Source organism: Mesorhizobium monacense, from assembly GCF_056781675.1.
The window spans coordinates 1,024,824-1,040,746 of record NZ_CM165567.1 but is presented as its reverse complement, the minus strand read 5'-3'; the positions used below and the strand labels follow the sequence as shown (position 1 = coordinate 1,040,746).

Annotated in this window: 13 protein-coding genes; 8 read left to right on the top strand and 5 right to left on the bottom strand. The window is 64.1% G+C overall.

Translation table 11 applies throughout. The features are described 5' to 3' along the window. Positions 1 to 67: 67 nt before the first annotated feature. The 3 genes from AC1RUK_RS04915 (at position 68) to AC1RUK_RS04905 (ending at position 3,043) form a co-directional block, all read left to right on the top strand. Complete coding sequence (locus AC1RUK_RS04915) at positions 68 to 1,177, top strand: alcohol dehydrogenase catalytic domain-containing protein (protein WP_481836555.1); 1,110 nt, start codon at positions 68 to 70, stop codon at positions 1,175 to 1,177. Between the two features lie 105 nt (positions 1,178 to 1,282). Next, positions 1,283 to 2,305, top strand: a complete 1,023-nt coding sequence (locus tag AC1RUK_RS04910) for an amidohydrolase family protein (protein WP_481839575.1) — start codon at positions 1,283 to 1,285, stop codon at positions 2,303 to 2,305. A gap of 66 nt (positions 2,306 to 2,371) precedes the next feature. Beyond that, positions 2,372 to 3,043: a 4-carboxy-4-hydroxy-2-oxoadipate aldolase/oxaloacetate decarboxylase gene (locus AC1RUK_RS04905; protein ID WP_481840192.1), complete on the top strand. Its 672-nt coding sequence runs from the start codon at positions 2,372 to 2,374 to the stop codon at positions 3,041 to 3,043. 554 nt (positions 3,044 to 3,597) lie between these two features. On the opposite strand, the gene AC1RUK_RS04900 is transcribed toward AC1RUK_RS04905, so the two are convergent. Genes AC1RUK_RS04900 through AC1RUK_RS04890 form a run of 3 tightly spaced genes read right to left on the bottom strand, consistent with a single transcriptional unit; the run spans position 3,598 to position 5,551 of the window. After that, positions 3,598 to 4,167: a UbiX family flavin prenyltransferase gene (locus tag AC1RUK_RS04900; protein WP_481836557.1), complete on the bottom strand. Its 570-nt coding sequence runs from the start codon at positions 4,165 to 4,167 to the stop codon at positions 3,598 to 3,600. Positions 4,168 to 4,178: 11 nt separating this feature from the next. Next, positions 4,179 to 5,141, bottom strand: a complete 963-nt coding sequence (locus AC1RUK_RS04895; protein WP_481836558.1) for a UbiD family decarboxylase domain-containing protein — start codon at positions 5,139 to 5,141, stop codon at positions 4,179 to 4,181. 11 nt (positions 5,142 to 5,152) lie between these two features. Then, complete coding sequence (locus tag AC1RUK_RS04890; RefSeq protein ID WP_481836559.1) at positions 5,153 to 5,551, bottom strand: hypothetical protein; 399 nt, start codon at positions 5,549 to 5,551, stop codon at positions 5,153 to 5,155. A 199-nt stretch (positions 5,552 to 5,750) separates the two neighbouring features. Here AC1RUK_RS04890 and AC1RUK_RS04885 point away from each other — a divergent pair, with 199 nt between their 5' ends. From AC1RUK_RS04885 to AC1RUK_RS04865, 5 genes are all read left to right on the top strand, one after another. Continuing rightward, positions 5,751 to 6,953: a LysR family transcriptional regulator gene (locus AC1RUK_RS04885; RefSeq protein WP_481836560.1), complete on the top strand. Its 1,203-nt coding sequence runs from the start codon at positions 5,751 to 5,753 to the stop codon at positions 6,951 to 6,953. 415 nt (positions 6,954 to 7,368) lie between these two features. Continuing rightward, entirely contained in the window at positions 7,369 to 8,778 is a 1,410-nt protein-coding gene (gene ertD / locus AC1RUK_RS04880) for a hydantoin-5-propionate amidohydrolase (RefSeq protein ID WP_481836561.1), read from the top strand. After that, positions 8,775 to 10,034 carry a Zn-dependent hydrolase gene (locus AC1RUK_RS04875; protein WP_481836562.1) on the top strand — a complete coding sequence of 420 codons (1,260 nt, stop codon included), beginning with the start codon at positions 8,775 to 8,777 and terminating at the stop codon, positions 10,032 to 10,034. Before ertD ends, AC1RUK_RS04875 begins: the two co-directional genes overlap by 4 nt. A gap of 123 nt (positions 10,035 to 10,157) precedes the next feature. Continuing rightward, the gene (locus tag AC1RUK_RS04870) at positions 10,158 to 11,654 is read left to right on the top strand and encodes an HAL/PAL/TAL family ammonia-lyase (RefSeq protein WP_481836563.1); all 1,497 of its coding nucleotides are present in this window, start codon (positions 10,158 to 10,160) and stop codon (positions 11,652 to 11,654) included. A 51-nt stretch (positions 11,655 to 11,705) separates the two neighbouring features. Beyond that, entirely contained in the window at positions 11,706 to 11,993 is a 288-nt protein-coding gene (locus AC1RUK_RS04865) for a hypothetical protein (RefSeq protein WP_481836564.1), read from the top strand. Between the two features lie 781 nt (positions 11,994 to 12,774). Here the strand turns inward: AC1RUK_RS04865 and AC1RUK_RS04860 are convergent. Beyond that, positions 12,775 to 14,151, bottom strand: a complete 1,377-nt coding sequence (locus AC1RUK_RS04860; RefSeq protein WP_481840191.1) for an aspartate aminotransferase family protein — start codon at positions 14,149 to 14,151, stop codon at positions 12,775 to 12,777. Then, positions 14,126 to 15,913, bottom strand: a complete 1,788-nt coding sequence (locus tag AC1RUK_RS04855; protein WP_481840190.1) for a recombinase family protein — start codon at positions 15,911 to 15,913, stop codon at positions 14,126 to 14,128. Before AC1RUK_RS04855 ends, AC1RUK_RS04860 begins: the two co-directional genes overlap by 26 nt. Positions 15,914 to 15,923 lie beyond the last annotated feature (10 nt).

Sequence of the window (15,923 nt, the reverse complement as noted above, 5' to 3'; positions counted from 1 at the left end):
TATCCACAGTCTACAAGGAATGTCAACGAGACATCTCCGCGAACTGGCATATTGGGAGGAACAGACGATGACGATAATGATGCGGGCGGCACGGCTTCATGCCGTGAACGAGCCGATGCGTGTTGAGGACGTGGCGAAGCCGATGGCATCCGGCACGGATGTGGTCGTCGAGGTCAAGGCGTGCGGGATGGTGCCCAACCTCGCGAACGTGCTCAACAACTGGGAGACCTGGTACCCGCATCAGCCGCTGCCGATGAAGCCCGCGATCTTCGGCCTCGACCCCGCGGGCATCGTGCATCAGGTCGGTGAGCAGGTCGTGGCGATCAAGCCCGGCGACCGCGTGTATGTGAATCCGCTGCGCTCCTGCGGCGCATGTCATGCCTGCGTCAGCGGCCATCAGGCGAAGTGCGAATACTTCACCTTCAACGGCTATTTCGGCTTCAACAGGAACAGCCTCGAGATCTACAAGCGCTATCCGGAAGGCGGCTTCGCCCAGTTCATGCGCGCGCCCCAGAATGCGATCGTCAAGATCCCCGACAACATGACCTTTCCGCAGGCGGCCCGCATGGGTTACCTCGGCACGGCGTATTCCGCGCTCAAGAAGTTCGGCATACCGGCCGGCAAGTCGCTGATCATCAATGGCGCGACCGGCACGCTGGGCGTCGGCGCGACACTCTTCGCGCTCGCCATGGGCGTTTCGACGGTCTACGCGGTAGCACGCGGCAAGCCCCTGCTCGAGCGGCTGAAGCAGCTTGCCCCGAACCGGATCCAGACTTTCTCCAACCAGGACGGCAAGGTCGCCGACTGGGTCCGCTCGCAGACCGGCGGTCTCGGCGCCGACTTCATGCTCGACTGCCTCGGCGCGGTCGCCGACGTCAATGCCATGAAGGACGCCATGATGGGCGTCAAACGCGGCGGCCGCATCGTCAACATCGGCGGTACCGGCAGCGACATGCTGTTCAACACCAAATGGTGGATGGACAATTCGATGCAGCTTCTCGGCTCGGCCTGGCTGACCACGGCCGAGGGCATGGAGGTCGCCGAAATGGTGGGCTCCGGCGCGATCGATCTTTCGGTGCTGGAGGCGCGGACGTATCCGCTAGAGCGGATCAACGAGGCCATCAATGGCGTCGCCTCCGGTGACGGCGGCTTCACCAACTACGTGCTCGAACCGTAGGCGGGACCATCGGCATCGGCGGGCTTCACCGTCCGCCGCTTGCCGGCAACCGCGGAACGGCGCAGCGGATCGACAATGCGCCAGCTTGTGCGTGAAGAGAACGAAATGATCATCGATTGCCACGGCCACTACACCAGCGAACCGCCGGAGCATCATGCCTTTCGCAAGACGCAGCTCGAGTTCGTCGAAGGCAGGCGCGACGCCATGCCCGCCTATCCCGGCATCGCCGACGATGTGCTCAGGGCGACGATCGAGCAGAACCAGTTGCGCCAGCAGCGCGAGCGAGGCTCGGACCTGACCATCCTGTCGCCCCGCGCTTCAGGCATGGGCCATCATATCGGCAGCGCCGAGAACAATGCCGAATGGTCGCGCATCTCCAACGACTTGATCGCCCGCATCGTCGACATGTTCCCGGCCAACTTCGCGGGCGTATGCCAACTGCCGCAATCGATGAGCGGCGACCTGAAGCCGGTCCTTGCCGAGCTCGAGCGCTGCGTCGTCGAGCTAGGCTTCGTCGGCTGCAACCTCAACCCCGATCCGTCCGGCGGTTTCTGGTCGGCGCCGCCGATCCACGATAGCTACTGGTATCCGCTCTTCGAAAAAATGGTCGAGCTGCAGGTGCCGGCCATGATCCATGTCTCCGGCTCCTGCAGCTCCTGCCTGCATACGACCGGCGCGCACTACATCAACGCCGACACCGTGGTGTTTATGCAGCTGATCCAGGGCGACCTGTTCAGCGCGTTTCCCGATCTCAGGCTGATCATCCCGCACGGCGGCGGCGCAGCGCCCTACCATTGGGGCCGCTATCGCGGCCTGGCGATGATGTTGGACAGGCCCGGACTGGGCGAGCACCTGATGCGCAACGTCTTCTTCGACAGCTGCGTCTATCATCAGGCGGGCATCGACACGCTGTTCCGCGTCGTCGGCCCGGCCAACATCCTGTTCGGCTCCGAGTTGCTCGGAGCGGTCAAGGCCATCGACCCGGAAACCGGCTTCGACTTCGACGATACGCGGCGCTACATCGACAAGCTTTCACTTGGCGATGCCGAGCGGCAAGCCGTGTTCGAAGGCAATGTCCGAAAGGTCTATCCGAGGCTTGATGCGCGGCTGAAGGCGCAAGGGCGCTAGCGCGCCCAACGATCACCGTTCGGCCGCGGCGTCAGACGCTTTACTCATCTCTCCAGGAGAACACCCATGGCCAGAGTCGTCACGAAAACAGAGCGCACGCCGATCGAGATCTGCGAGGCTCTTGGCCAGCTCGGCGTGGCCACGGTCCACGAGGCGCAGCGCCGGACAGGCCTGCTCGCCACTCGGCTGCGACCGATCTACGATGGCGCCAGGATCGGCGGCAACGCGCTGACGTGCGAAGTCGCGCCGGGCGACAACTGGATGATCCACGTCGCGCTGGAACAGGCGCGGCCGGGCGATATCCTGGTCGTGACCCCGACCTCGCCCTGCGAGGACGGCTATTTCGGCGACCTGCTGGCCGAATTGGCCAAGGCGCAAGGCATCAAGGGCCTGATCATCGATGCTGGCGTGCGCGATGTCTCGACCCTGCGCTCCATGGCCTTCCCGGTCTGGTCGAAGGCAATCAGCGCACAAGGGACGGTCAAGGAAACGCTCGGCAACGTCCAGGTGCCGATCGTCTGCGCCGATGCCTACATCCGGCCGGGCGACGTAATCGTGGCCGATGACGACGGCGTGTGTGTCGTGCCGCGTGAAACCGCGGGAAGGGTTCTTGAAGCCGCCCGCAAGCGCGAGGCGATGGAAGAAGAAAAGCGAAGCCTTTACGCAGCCGGTAAGCTAAGCCTCGATGTCAGCGAGATGCGCGAGCGCCTGCAGCGCAAAGGCCTCGTCTACGAATAGGCAACCGCGTTGCCGGTTCCGCGACTGACAAAATAGGCGATCCGGTGGCACCAGTTGTACGAGTTTGGGTCTTGCCGGCCTATCAGCTAGGCAGCAACCCCACCCAACTAGGCGCTGATGACCGCTTCATTGCAACGGGAATCACGAAGCTCTTCACCTGCTTGCAAGATACCGAAGGCTCAAGGGGTTCGAGTCCAAAACGCCGAGGTGAATATGGTCATAAAATATAACAAAATCAATAAGTTAAATTGTTGGTGGGCCCGGATGGTCACCGTTTTCTACACAAAATCAATGTGTTAGCGGGTGGTTCGCCAAGCCATATCCTTCGTATGTTCTCAAATGGCCTGGCGAACCGAGAACTAAGGAGGAATGAATCCGTCTATCCAGCTTCTCGATCACAACGTACATGCTGTTCTTGCGGCGTGCTCAATGTTCGCGGACATGATGCCCAACTGGACTGTTTCAGGACACGGTAACAGATTGATTTAAAAGCGCAATTTACTTGCGACGCGCTGCACTACCGCCAATGTGCAGGGCGGAAGACGATTACGGGGTCACCCTTCCTTCCAGCGTCCGGCGACTGGAATCTCGATGTCGAAGAGGTCGAGCACCCTTGCCGCGGTGTAGGTCACGATGTCCTCCACCGTCTGAGGACGCGGGTAGAAGGCCGGAACTGGAGGCATGACGATGCCGCCCATCTCCGTCAGACGCAGCATGTTGTGACAGTGGCCGAGATGAAGCGGCGTCTCGCGGAACAGGACGACGAGTCTGCGCCGCTCCTTGAGCACGACGTCCGCCGCACGCGGGATGAGCGTGCCTCCCGTCCCCATGGCGATCTCGGCGAGGCTCTTGGCCGAACAGGGGGCAACGATCATCCCCGCCGTGCGGAAGGAGCCGCTGGCGATCGGCGCGGCAATGTCGCGGCTGTCATGGCAATAAGTGGCAAGGTCCTTGATACGACCCAGGGTCCACTCGGTCTCGTGAGCCATCGCCGTGACGGCCGCCCGGGACACGACGAGATGGGTCTCGATCCCCTCGTCAGCGAGCATCTTCAAGATCGCCACGCCGTAGTCGAAGCCGGACGCCCCGGTCATCGCGACAATGATACGCCTGGAAACAGCCATCCCGGGCACCGTCAATACGCGTCAAGATCGGCGCGCACCCGCGCCAGCACGTCCGCGGGCGGGCAGGTGAGTTCCGAGAGGCTGCCGCGCTCGCCGTCGCCGGGGCGGGTACAGGCCACCATGCCCAGCTTGGTGACGGTCAGATTGCGATGCACCGGCTCGGCACGGTCGGCCCTCATTCCGGGCAGCACGATCAGATCCTCGTCGCCGCGGAATCGCGCGGCAAGCGACCATTCGACCTGCAGCGGATCCTCGGGATCGATATCGTCCTCGACCACGATCACATGCTTGAGCAGGTTCACCTGGCCAATGGCCATGATGACCGCGCGCTTGCCCTCGCCCAGGCGCGGCCGATGCATGACGATGATCGCATGCAGCCGCCCCATGCCGCCCTGCGTGACGACCACGCGTCGCACGGCAGGGATCATGCGCTGCAAGGCCTGGCAGCAGGTCGCCTCGATGGCGAGCGCCCCGAGGAGCCAGTGCTCGGACCCTGGCCCCGGCATGATCGCCTGGAACACCGCGTCGCGCCGATGGGTGACGCAGCGGATGGTACCGCCGATGCCCGGGCCGTAGTTGACGTAGAAACCGTGGAACTCCGAAACCGACCCTTCCTCGACGGGATTGCCCGCATCGATCTCGCCTTCCAGGACGATCTCAGCCCCAGCCGGAACCTCCAGTGGCACAGTGAGACCGGGTACGAGGTCAAGCGGCTCGCCAAGCAGCCCGCCGACGATATCGTATTCATCGTCCCCCAGCCCCAGATACATCTGCGAGCCGAGAAGCACCGCCGGGTGGTTGCCTATCGCCACCGCGATGGGCAGCTTTTCCCCGCGCGCGCGGGCTTTCTCCGCCAGAAGATTGAGGTGGTGGTTCTTGGCGATGCCAACCATCACGCGGCCACCGCCGTCGAGGCGGAGCCGGGCGATCGAAACGTTCCGGCGTCCGGTTTCGGGATCGCGGGCGATGATCACCCCGGCCGTGATTAGGCGCCGGTCTCGTGCTCAAACCACTTTGGAACCGGCAGCAGGCGGGCAAGTTCGATCGCCTCGCGATGCACGACCTCCTGCACCGGCGAGGCCCCGACCAGGCGCGGAGGGATGGGGTGGGCAAGCGCGCCGAGGATGGCGGTATGCAGCGCCTCCGGAGCAATGCCCAGAAGCCCGGCAACGCGCGCCCGGCTGTTCATGACATTGCCGATGATCGGCATGTCATGCCCGGCAACCTTGGTAAAGAGCTGCGCCGGCCCGAGGTCACGCAGCGACAGGACGGAGCTGACCTCGAAGTCAGGATCCACCGAGCGCTCGATGCGGTGCAAGCCGCCCAGCGTCTCGAGCCGCTGCAGGACGCTTCGGAAGCTCTGGGCGAAACTGGTGTCGGACATGGATGACCTCACTTGGAAATGAACCTGTCGACGCTGCGGGCGGATCGACGAGCGCCGGCCGAGAGAGCAAGAGGAGCGGGTCGGCCCACCCCAACCACCCTAAGACGATAGGAGAATTTGAGGAAGATATGGATATCCCATATCCTGAACATACAATGCAGCTCTGCCTGCCCATTCATCGCGCGCCGAGGGAAATTTTATGGACGTCGCGACACTTGTCATCAGCCACTATGTCCTGTCGCTCGGTTGCGTGCGGGAAACGTCGCGGACGCTCGACCGCCCGGTGTCCAGCGTGTCCGCCGCGTTTGCGCGCCTTCAGTCGCATATCGCAAAACCGCTCACGAAGACCGTCGGCAATCGCATCATGCCAACGTTCGAAGGACGAAGGCTGAGCCCCGAACTCCAGCGTGCCGCCGATCTGGTCCTGGAGTTGGTCTCGTTGGGTAAAGGGCAGATCGGGGTGTCAGGCGCCGAACGGGTCGCCGCCCGCTCCTCGGTCTCGCTACTCTCGCTGTTCCGCTTTCTGGTGGTGGTGCGCACCGGCTCCATCCGCAGCGCAGCGCTGAAGATCGGCATCGGACAGCCCCAACTCACCCGCCAGATCAGGGTCCTCGAAAACGAACTCGGGATGGAGTTGCTGCGCAGGACGGCGGCCGGAACGGTGCCGACGGAAGCCGGCAGACGTGTCGTCGCCCTGGCTCAAGATATCGAAGCCATCTGGTCGCGCCTCTTCGACAGTGCAAATGAACGTTTCCGCAGCGTCAGCATGACCACCCGACTCGGATCGGTCGCCCCGCTCGGGCACGAAAGCCATATCGCCAAGATACTGGCGCTGCTCGCGGCACGCTGGCATACGCGCCTGCCGCGAAGCCCGCTCTTCATCTCCAGTAGCAATGCCGAGGAGCTTCTCTCCGGGCTGCGCAACCGCCAGTACGACCTCGTGCTCCTCGATACCGCGGATGTTCCGCCAGGGGTCGACCACTGCATCGTGTCGCGATCGAGCCTGGCGCTGGTCGGACGGGAAGCCCTCATCGAAGCATGCAAGGGGGACCTGCGAAATCTCCTCCTCAGTGCACCCCTTGCTGTTCCGAGCCTTAAGAGCGGCCTGCGGCAGAAGTTCATGACCCTGATCGAGGAAATCATGACGCGCGAGGAACGTGCGCGGATCTCCTATATGGAGGTCGATTCCATCCCGGTCATCGCCAATCTCGTCATCGAACACGGTTACATCACTTTGCTGCCGCGGTGGGCGCTGCGCGGCATCGAGAACGAGACCCGCGCGCTGCCGCTGCCCGGACAGGTCGGAATCCCGCTTTGCCTGGCCTGGAACAGCGGCGGCAACGGTGACGCCGCGGTCGCGGCCCGGCGCATCCTGATGGAAGGCGGACTTCTCGACAGCTGAAGGACGCGGTGAGGCCTGCCGGGGCACGGCGGCTACTGCGGCAGGACCGCTCAGCCGGCCGACATAGGCGAGCCGGCGTCCCCGAAGTGGCGGCGGATGTGGTCGAGAAGCCGTGTCTCGTCCCGATTCGGCGGTTGTCCCGGATGCGCCAGCGCCTGCAACCGCACGATTGTTCCGGGCATCAGGGCAAGAAGATCATCGAGTCTCCCATGCCGGCGGAAGGCAGCAGGCCCCCGAGGCATGAACAGCGCCATCCCGAAGGATCGCCCGCCGTCCGCAAAACCCGCCGCATGATCGCATACCCTCATCCCTTGTCCGGGAAATGGGATATGCCCCTTTCTTGCATCGCGCCCTATACAGCACCCTATCATGTTCCCGGGGCGCGCCGGCCGGCGCAGGCAAGGCAGGACCGACAATGTCCGATTTCGATCTGGTCCTGAAAGGAACCGTGGTGCTGCCCGACCGCGTCGTCGCGCGAGGCCATGTCTGCGTCCAGGGCGGCAAGGTCGGACATATCGGTCAGGGCACCGCGCCCGCGGCTCGCGAGAGCCATGATCTCGGCGAGGCGCTGATCATGCCTGGCGCGATCGACGCGCAGGTCCATTCGCTCAGCCAGAAGGGCACCGAGGATTTCGTCTGGTCTACCAAGGCCGCCGCGGCGGGCGGCGTGACCACCATTGTCGACATGCCCTATGACGAAGGCAATCTCGTCTGCTCGGCCGAGGCGGTGAGGCAGAAGGCCGGCCATGCCCTGCAGCAGGCGCGGGTCGACTTTGCGCTCTACGGCACGATCCGGCCCGCGGAGGGCGCGAGCCGGATCGCTGAGCAGGCAAGAGCGGGGGTCGCGGGTTTCAAGTTCTCCACCTTCGGCACCGATCCCGAGCGGTTCCCGCGCATCCCCCCGGCCCTGATGGCGGAATGCTTCGCCGAGGTGGCCAAGACCGGCCTCGCCGCCGGCGTTCACAACGAGAACGACGAATATGTGCGCGAGGCCATGGTGGCGGTGAAGGCATCGGGCATCACCGACTACCGCGCGCATGGCATGTCGCGCCCACCTCTGACCGAGCTTCTCGCGATGCACGAGATCTATGAGATCGGCGCCTACACCGGCTGCCCGGCGCATGTGGTGCACTGCTCGCTGCCACGCGGTTACGAGATCGCCGCAGGCTATAGGGCACAAGGCCATGCCGCGACCGCCGAATGCTGCATCCACTACCTCGTCCTCGACGAGGAGACCGATGCCAGGCGGCTCGGCGGCCGTTCGAAGTGCAACCCGCCGGTCCGCCCGCGTGCCGCGGTCGAGGGTCTGTGGCATCAGATCGTCAAGGGCAACGTCACGCTGGTCTCGACCGACCATGTCAGCTGGTCTCTCGAACGCAAGACGAACTCGGACATGCTCTCGAACGCCTCGGGCCTGCCGGGGCTGGAGGTGATGCTCCCGCTCTTCGTGAAGGGCGCGCTGGAACGCGGTGTTCCCCTCACCTGGGCGGCGCGCCTGATGGCACAGAACCCGGCGCGCCATTTCCGCATCGATCATGTCAAGGGCGCGCTGAGTGTCGGCCGCGACGCGGACATAGTGGTACTGACGCCCGAGCCTCGCATGATCGACACGGCAGCCTCGGGCAATAGCGTTTCGGGCTGGTCGCCCTATGACGGCATAATGTTGCCCTTGCGCGTTTCGGGTGTTTGGAACCGGGGCGAGATGGTGTGGGACGGCACCAGGGTCGTGGCGGAACCGGGGCGCGGTCGGTTCGTCACACCACCGTCCAGCATCGACGCCACCCGGCCCCTCGTCTCAAGCCCTCGGCCGGAGACGAATGAATGAGCAAGGGAAACCTGCCGGTCGACGCCGCACGGATCGAGGCCGACTTGGTCGCCATGGCCAAAATAAAGCAACCCGGACGCCCCTGGACCCGTCGCGCCTTCTCCCCGCTTTTCCTTGAGGGCCGCGCCTGGCTCGAACGCCGCATGCGCGAGGCCGGCCTCGTACCCTCCATCGACGTGGGCGGCAATCTGATCGGACACCGCGCCGGCAGGCGACCCGGAACGGGAACGCTGATCATCGGCTCGCATTCCGACACCGTGCCCGACGGGGGACGGTTCGACGGCGTGGCGGGCGTGGTCGCTGGTCTTGAGGTCGCCCGCGCCCTTTCCGACGCAGGAATCGAACTGGATCATGACCTGGAGATCGTCGATTTCCTTGCCGAGGAAGTTTCGGTGTTCGGTGTGTCCTGTGTCGGCAGCAGAGCGATGACGGGACAGATCCCGGCGGAATGGCTGACGCGGCAACACGACGGGCGCAGCCTGCGCGAGGCGATAGCGGAGGTGGGCGGCCGTCCCGACGACCTCCGCGCACGCGCCGACATCCTGGCCAGCCTCGAACTTCACATCGAGCAGGGGCCGGTGCTGGAGAGCGAAGGCGAGACAATCGGCATCGTTACTGCGATCGCGGGGATAACCCGCGTCGCCGTCGACATTCCCGGCCGCGCCGACCATGCCGGCACCACCCCGATGAACGCCCGCGACGACGCGCTGGTGAAAGCGGCCCAACTCGTGCTCGATATCCGCGCCGAAGCCCTGCGCCGTGCCGCCGACGGGCCGGGTCATTTCACGGCAACGGTCGGCGAATTCACGATCTCGCCCGGCGCGGCCAATGTCGTGCCCGGCGCGGTCGAGATGCTTATCGACGCACGCGCCTCGCAACGAGCCGCCATGACGGGCTTCCTCGACTGGCTTACCGAGCGCAATCGAGCCATCGAAGCGCCGATGCGGATCATTTCCGACAACCCGTCCTGCCCATGCGCAACCGATCTGTGCGACCGTCTGGAAGCCGCCGCGCGCCATCTGCGTGCCCCCTCGCGCCGGATGGTCTCGGGCGCTGGCCACGATACCGCATGGATCAGCAAGATAGCGCCCGCCGCGATGATCTTTGTGCCCTGCAAGGGCGGGCGCAGCCACTGCCCCGACGAATGGACGGACAGTGCCGACATCGCCACCGGAGCCGCAGTGCTGTTCCAGACCCTGATAGAGCTGGACCGCGCCGCTGTGTCCACAGCGAACGAATTGAGCGGAGAAGCCTGATGGCTCGCAGTCCAGTGGGAGAGGCCATCAGAAGCGGCGTGGCCTACCGCAGGCGGTCCGGCCCGAGCCACTTGGCGACAAGCTCCCGTTTCGGGACATCGATTCATAGGATACATGCAGGACATGACGCTCAGAATGATACTCCTCGACGCCAAGCCGCTCGGCGCGGCCGATGTCGCCGAGATCGCACGTCGAAATGCTCGCCTCATTCTGGGCGAGGAGGCGATGCGCCGCATCCGCGCGAGCCGTGCCGTCATCGAGCGTCTCGCGCAACTCGGCAAGCCGATATACGGCGTCACCACCGGCCTCGGCGCTTGTGTCGACACGCCGCTGGCGCAGGCCGATCTGATCGCCTTCCAGCATAGCGTGCCGCTCAGCCACAGCATGGGCATCGGACCGGCGCTGGCGACCGATGCCGTGCGGGCAATGATGGTAGCGCGCATCTCGGGCATGGCCGCGGGCGGCACCGGCGCCTCCGAGCGTGTGGTCATGGGCCTGGTGGCGGCGCTGAACGCCGGCGTCCACCCGGTCATCCCCGCCTGGGGATCGATCGGGGCGGCGGACCTCGCGCCTCTCGGCCATATGGCGAGGGCGCTGCGCGGCGATGGCGAGGTGGAGTTCCAGGGCAAGGTCATGCCGTCTGCCGAGGGGCTCGCGCTTGCCGGGCTCGCGCCGCTCGACCTGCGCGAGAAGGACGGCCACGCCATCATTGTCGCCAACAGCCTTTCGACCGGAACGGCCTGCCTCTACCTCGAGGACGTCGCGCATCTCATCGACTGGTCGATGGCCGCGGTGGCGCTCAACTACGAGGCCTTCCGTTCGTCGCTGACCGCAATCGACGAGGACGCGCTGTCGGCGCGACCGGCGTTCGGCCAGCGCGAGATCGGCGCGCGCCTGCGGGCGGAGCTCGAGGGAAGCGGGCTGTGGCAGGAGAATGCGGCGCGGCGCATCCAGGACCCGCTCAGCTATCGCTGCGTGCCCCAGGTGTGGGGCGGCCTGCTCTACGTGTTGGAACAGGCAAGGCTGGCGACCGAGATCGAGCTGACCCATTCAGGCGACAACCCGGTGATCCTGCCTGCTGCCGAACGGGTCATCTCGAACGGCAATTTCGACCTTACGGCGTTGACGCTGACCTGGGAACAGCTCGGGCAGGCCCTCGCGCATTGTGCGGTGGGCACCGCCAACCGCTGCATGAAGCTGATGTCGCCGACGGTGGCGGAACTGCCGCGCTTCCTGTCGGCCAGGGGCGGCAGCCGCCAGGGTTATGCCGAATTGCAGAAACCGCTTGCCGGCCTGGAGGCCGAGATCCGGCATCTGGCCAATCCGATGTCGCTCAGCCCGCTTGCCGTTTCGGACGGCATCGAGGATCAGTCGTCGATGGCGCCGCGGGTGGTGGCAAAGACGGCCGAGATCATCGTGCGCATGCGCTACCTGGTTGCGATGGAACTGATCTTTGCCGCGACCGGGGTGGAACTGCGCGGCGTTGTCGACAGTATGGGCGAAGGGCCGCAACGCACCTATGCCGCCGTGCGCGCGCTCGTCAGCCCGCTCGACGACGACCGCGAAATGAGCGCCGACATGACGCGGATTGCCCGGATGGTCGCGGGGCCACGGTATTGAGCCGGCGCCTCGTCCGCCGATTCCCTCCTCCCGGTCGATATCATCCGGATCATGTCTGCCCCTCAAACAAACCAGGGTGTGGACGCGGCCTCGAACTCGCATGGTGAGGATAACATCTGCTGCGAAATAGACTTTGCAGCATGCGCTGTTTTGCACGCACTTGGCCTGCTCGATTGTCTGAGTCAGGTCGCCGACATCAGCAACGACAGGATCGGCCAGGCGCTGGCCGCATGCTGGATTACGGATCAATGGACGTTGCGGATTCGATCGCCGCGGCCGAACGCATGGTTGGACAATGAGTTCGGCGTCAAGCGCGCCGCGCACCGCCAACACGCGTGATCGCTGCGGCATAGACGCCGCGGAGGTCGAGGGCGTGCGAACGCGAATAGTATCGCCGGCCTTGGCGTGCGAGATTTGGCGCTCCTGAACAACAGTTGCACGCTGACGCTAGGTATTTAGATCAAGGGAATCACGCCATCATGGAAAATCGTGGATGGGCGCCTAACAGAGCCCACCGATTTAGAGGGCGAAGAATTCCGAGTCGTGGCGCGCGAAACTTGATCACACGCCCTCCACCCAACTAGCAAGAGAGTTCGATCACGGGAAATCAGGATCGGGTTCTGCGCCCCCAGCGCCGGTGACACTAGCGATCGGCTGTCCAATCGGCAGAAAATGGCGAGCGCCTTCGAGCACTTAAGCCTGCGGCCGAAATCCGAACCGGCCCAATTGCACGTCGGTGCCGCCGATTACCGCACGCATCGTTGCAGGGTCTTTCGGGACCGGCGGTGTTGAGCTACGTGTGACGGGTACATCAACGAGACGGAGAAAATTGACGAACGGGCCCAAAACCATTTCACCCAAAAGTCGCAGGCCTACCCGATAGCGCTCAGTTCAAACTCAAAGAATTAAGCGTAAGCCGTTGATATGTAATAATCTGGTGGGCCCGGAGGATGTGACAGCATCGTTGATTTTATTGACTTTTTCGTGGGCCAAAATCAGAAATCTTCCCGCAACGCCCCGCATAGTTCCGCCACACCGACAGGATTTGACTTCTCCTGTCCCGCCGAGTTGTTCGATCACGATCGGGCACTTCAAACTCGGAGGCAATCACAGACCTTGTTCAGCCCGGCGGCCGAACTTGCGGCAGGGCGGCGGCGAGCGACCGTTCGAAAGCATCGATCAGCGTATCGACCTGGGTCTCGGTAATGATGAGCGGCGGGCAGAAGGCAATCGCATCGCCCATATTGCGCGAGATGACGCCATTCTGTTGCAGGTACCCGTTGACCAGTCCGCCAAGCGCGCCGGGCTTGCCCCACGGCGCCTTGCTGGCCTTGTCGACGACCAGTTCGACGGCGGCGATCAGGCCGACGCCGCGCACCTCTCCGACGAGCGGATGCGAAGCGAGCTTGCGCAACCGTGCCTGCATGTGCGCACCGACCGTACGCGCATTGCCGACAAGGTCGCGCTCCTCGATCAGCTTGAGATTCTCCAGCGCCACGGCCGCGGCGACTGGATGGCCGCCGCCCGTGAAGCCATGCCCAAACGTGCCGATGCGGTCGCTCTCGTCCGCAATCGGCTCAAAAACCTTCTCATTGATGAGCAGGGCCGAGATTGGCAGGTAGGAGGAAGAGATCTGCTTGGACAGCACCATGATGTCGGGCTTGATGCCGAAGGTTTGCGAGCCGAACATCTCGCCTGTCCGGCCAAAGCCGCAGATGACCTCGTCGGCGACGAGCAGGATGTCGTATTTCGACAGCACCGCCTGGATCTTCGCCCAGTAGCCTGCGGGCGGAACAATGACTCCGCCCGCGCCCATGATCGGCTCACCGATAAAGGCGGCGATGGTCTCCGGTCCCTCCGCAAGGATCAGCGTCTCGAGATCCTCGGCAAGACGGCTCGAGAATTGTTCTTCACTTTCGCCCGGTTCCGCTTCGCGCCAGTAATGCGGCGTCGATGTGTGGAGCACGTTGGCGATCGGCAGGTCGAATGACAGATGGTTGTTGGGCAGCCCGGTCAGGCTTGCCGCGGCAATCGTCACGCCGTGATAGCCGCGTTTGCGGCTGACGATCTTCTTTCTCCCCGGCTGGCCGAGCGCATTTGACCGGTACCAGACCATCTTCATGGCCGTGTCGTTGGCCTCGGAGCCCGAATTGGTGAAATACGCCTTGCTCATCGGGACCGGCGCCATCTGGACCAGCTTTTCAGCCAGGTCGATCAGCGGCGAATGCGATTTCGAACCGAAGTCGTGATAATAGGGCAGCTTCGACATCTGCCTCGTGGCGGCGTCGACAAGCCGCTTTTCCGAAAAGCCGACGGCTACGCTCCACAGGCCCGCCATCGCTTCGATGTAGCGATTGCCGGCCGCGTCCTCGACATAGATGCCATCGCCCTTCTCGATAACGAGCGGGCCCGATTCCTGATGCTTGCGGGCATTGGTATAGCCATGCAGATGGTAGCGTATGTCACGGGCTTCAGGGGAATTGGGTCTGGCGTCCATGACGGCTCCTGTGTGCATGCGTACGGGAACTGTCTGCTGCCCTCTTGGGGTTCCGCAATTTCCCTCTTGCATGTTCCCAAACGAAAACGGCCCGCACAAGGCGGGCCGTTTTCGAAATTTGGTTGCGGGGACCGGCTTCGACCTTTGTCATAACTTCTCCGACCCGGTGATCTTGCTGAGGATTGGCAAAGTCAAGGATGCCGAGCAGTTCGCCGCGTAGCTCGGCGATGACCTCGCCCCGCTTACTGCCGGGCGAAAGAACCACCTCCCCGACAAGCGAGCGCAGCGCCTCGGCCGCTTCCCGGCCACCGACCGTATCGTTGAGCGCCTCAGCGAGGGCAACAACCCTGACGCGGTAGATGTTGGCGATGTTGGTATGAACATCCGGCATGTCGGCCGGCGCCTCAGCCATCCGGCCGACGATCTCTGCCTTTTGCCGCTCCAGTTCCCCCATGCGCGCTTTCATCACCGGCTGATACATGCCGTCCTCGATCGCCGCGACGATGCCGGCAATGGCGCGCTCGATCCTGTCCAGCGCCTCGCGGTCCGCTTCTGTCTGCGCCCGCCGCTCGCGGTTGAGGCGGTTCATCTCCTCCGCATAGGCACGTACCGCCTCTGCGACGGACTCGGCGCAGACCAGCCGGTCCTTGAGACCGGAAAGAACCCGCTCCTCGATCCTGGGACGAGCAATGGTGCGGTTGTTGTTACAGGTGCCGCGCCGGTGATGGTTGAGGCACCCGAAGCGGTCGCGCAGGATGAGACCATATTTGCCGCCGCAGCAGCCGCATGTAAGCAGGCCGGAAAGAAGCGAGATCGGCCGGCGTGCGGCGTGCAGCCGCTTCGCCCTCGCCTCCCGCACCCCGGTCGTCGTTGTCTCGAAGAGCATGGCGATTTGCTGCTGGCGGGCCTTCGCCGCCTGCCAGAGTTCGTTGTCAACGGTCCGCAGATGCGGCACCTCCGCCCTGATCCATTCGCTCTGCGGGTTCGGGCGCGACACGCGCTTGCCGGTGGATGGGTCCTTGACGAAGCGCTGCCGATTCCACACCAGAACGCCGGTATAGAGCTCGTTGTTGAGGATGCCGGTGCCTCGGCAGGCATGGCCGCGGATGCTGGTGTCGCCCCAGGCGCGGCCGAGCGGGCCGGGGATGCCATGCTTGTTGAGATCGACGGCGATGGCCCTTGGGCTCTTGCCGGAAGCAAACTCGCGGAAGATGCGGCGGATGACTTCCGCTTCCTCCGGCACGATCTCGCGGTCTCCGCGGATCGGCTCGCCGCCGGAATCCGTCTTCTTCAACACGCGATAGCCGTAGCACAGCCCGCCACCAGCCTTGCCCTTCTCCACCCGGCCCCGCAGGCCGCGATGGGTCTTCATGGCAAGGTCCTTCAGGAACAGCGCATTCATCGTACCCTTCAGGCCGACATGAAGCTCGGAAATCTCGCCTTCCGCTAGAGTGACGATCCTTACGCCGGCAAAGCGCAGGTGTTTGAAGAGGCTGGCGACATCGGCCTGGTCGCGGGAAATCCGGTCGAGCGCTTCGGCCAGCACCACCTCGAATAGGCCGCGCTGGGCCTCGCGGACGAGTTGCTGGATGCCGTGCCGCAGAATCGTGCTCGCTCCGGAAATCGCGGCATCATGATAGGTGCCGGCCACCTCCCATTGCTCACGCGTCGCCTGCAGTCGGCAAAGGCGGAACTGGTCGTCAATCGAGCTTTCGCTCTGATTGTCGGAAGAATAGCGCGCATAGAGTGCTACACGGGCCATCGGCTGATCT

What these genes read in the sequence shown, in the direction of transcription:
- AC1RUK_RS04915 (WP_481836555.1), top strand. Translation starts at nt 68, where the DNA reads ATGACGATAATGATGCGGGCGGCACGGCTTCATGCCGTGAACGAGCCG.
- AC1RUK_RS04910 (WP_481839575.1), top strand. Translation starts at nt 1,283, where the DNA reads ATGATCATCGATTGCCACGGCCACTACACCAGCGAACCGCCGGAGCAT.
- AC1RUK_RS04905 (WP_481840192.1), top strand. Translation starts at nt 2,372, where the DNA reads ATGGCCAGAGTCGTCACGAAAACAGAGCGCACGCCGATCGAGATCTGC.
- AC1RUK_RS04900 (WP_481836557.1), bottom strand. Translation starts at nt 4,167, where the DNA reads ATGGCTGTTTCCAGGCGTATCATTGTCGCGATGACCGGGGCGTCCGGC.
- AC1RUK_RS04890 (WP_481836559.1), bottom strand. Translation starts at nt 5,551, where the DNA reads ATGTCCGACACCAGTTTCGCCCAGAGCTTCCGAAGCGTCCTGCAGCGG.
- AC1RUK_RS04885 (WP_481836560.1), top strand. Translation starts at nt 5,751, where the DNA reads ATGGACGTCGCGACACTTGTCATCAGCCACTATGTCCTGTCGCTCGGT.
- ertD (WP_481836561.1), top strand. Translation starts at nt 7,369, where the DNA reads ATGTCCGATTTCGATCTGGTCCTGAAAGGAACCGTGGTGCTGCCCGAC.
- AC1RUK_RS04875 (WP_481836562.1), top strand. Translation starts at nt 8,775, where the DNA reads ATGAGCAAGGGAAACCTGCCGGTCGACGCCGCACGGATCGAGGCCGAC.
- AC1RUK_RS04870 (WP_481836563.1), top strand. Translation starts at nt 10,158, where the DNA reads ATGACGCTCAGAATGATACTCCTCGACGCCAAGCCGCTCGGCGCGGCC.
- AC1RUK_RS04865 (WP_481836564.1), top strand. Translation starts at nt 11,706, where the DNA reads ATGTCTGCCCCTCAAACAAACCAGGGTGTGGACGCGGCCTCGAACTCG.
- AC1RUK_RS04860 (WP_481840191.1), bottom strand. Translation starts at nt 14,151, where the DNA reads ATGGACGCCAGACCCAATTCCCCTGAAGCCCGTGACATACGCTACCAT.
- AC1RUK_RS04855 (WP_481840190.1), bottom strand. Translation starts at nt 15,913, where the DNA reads ATGGCCCGTGTAGCACTCTATGCGCGCTATTCTTCCGACAATCAGAGC.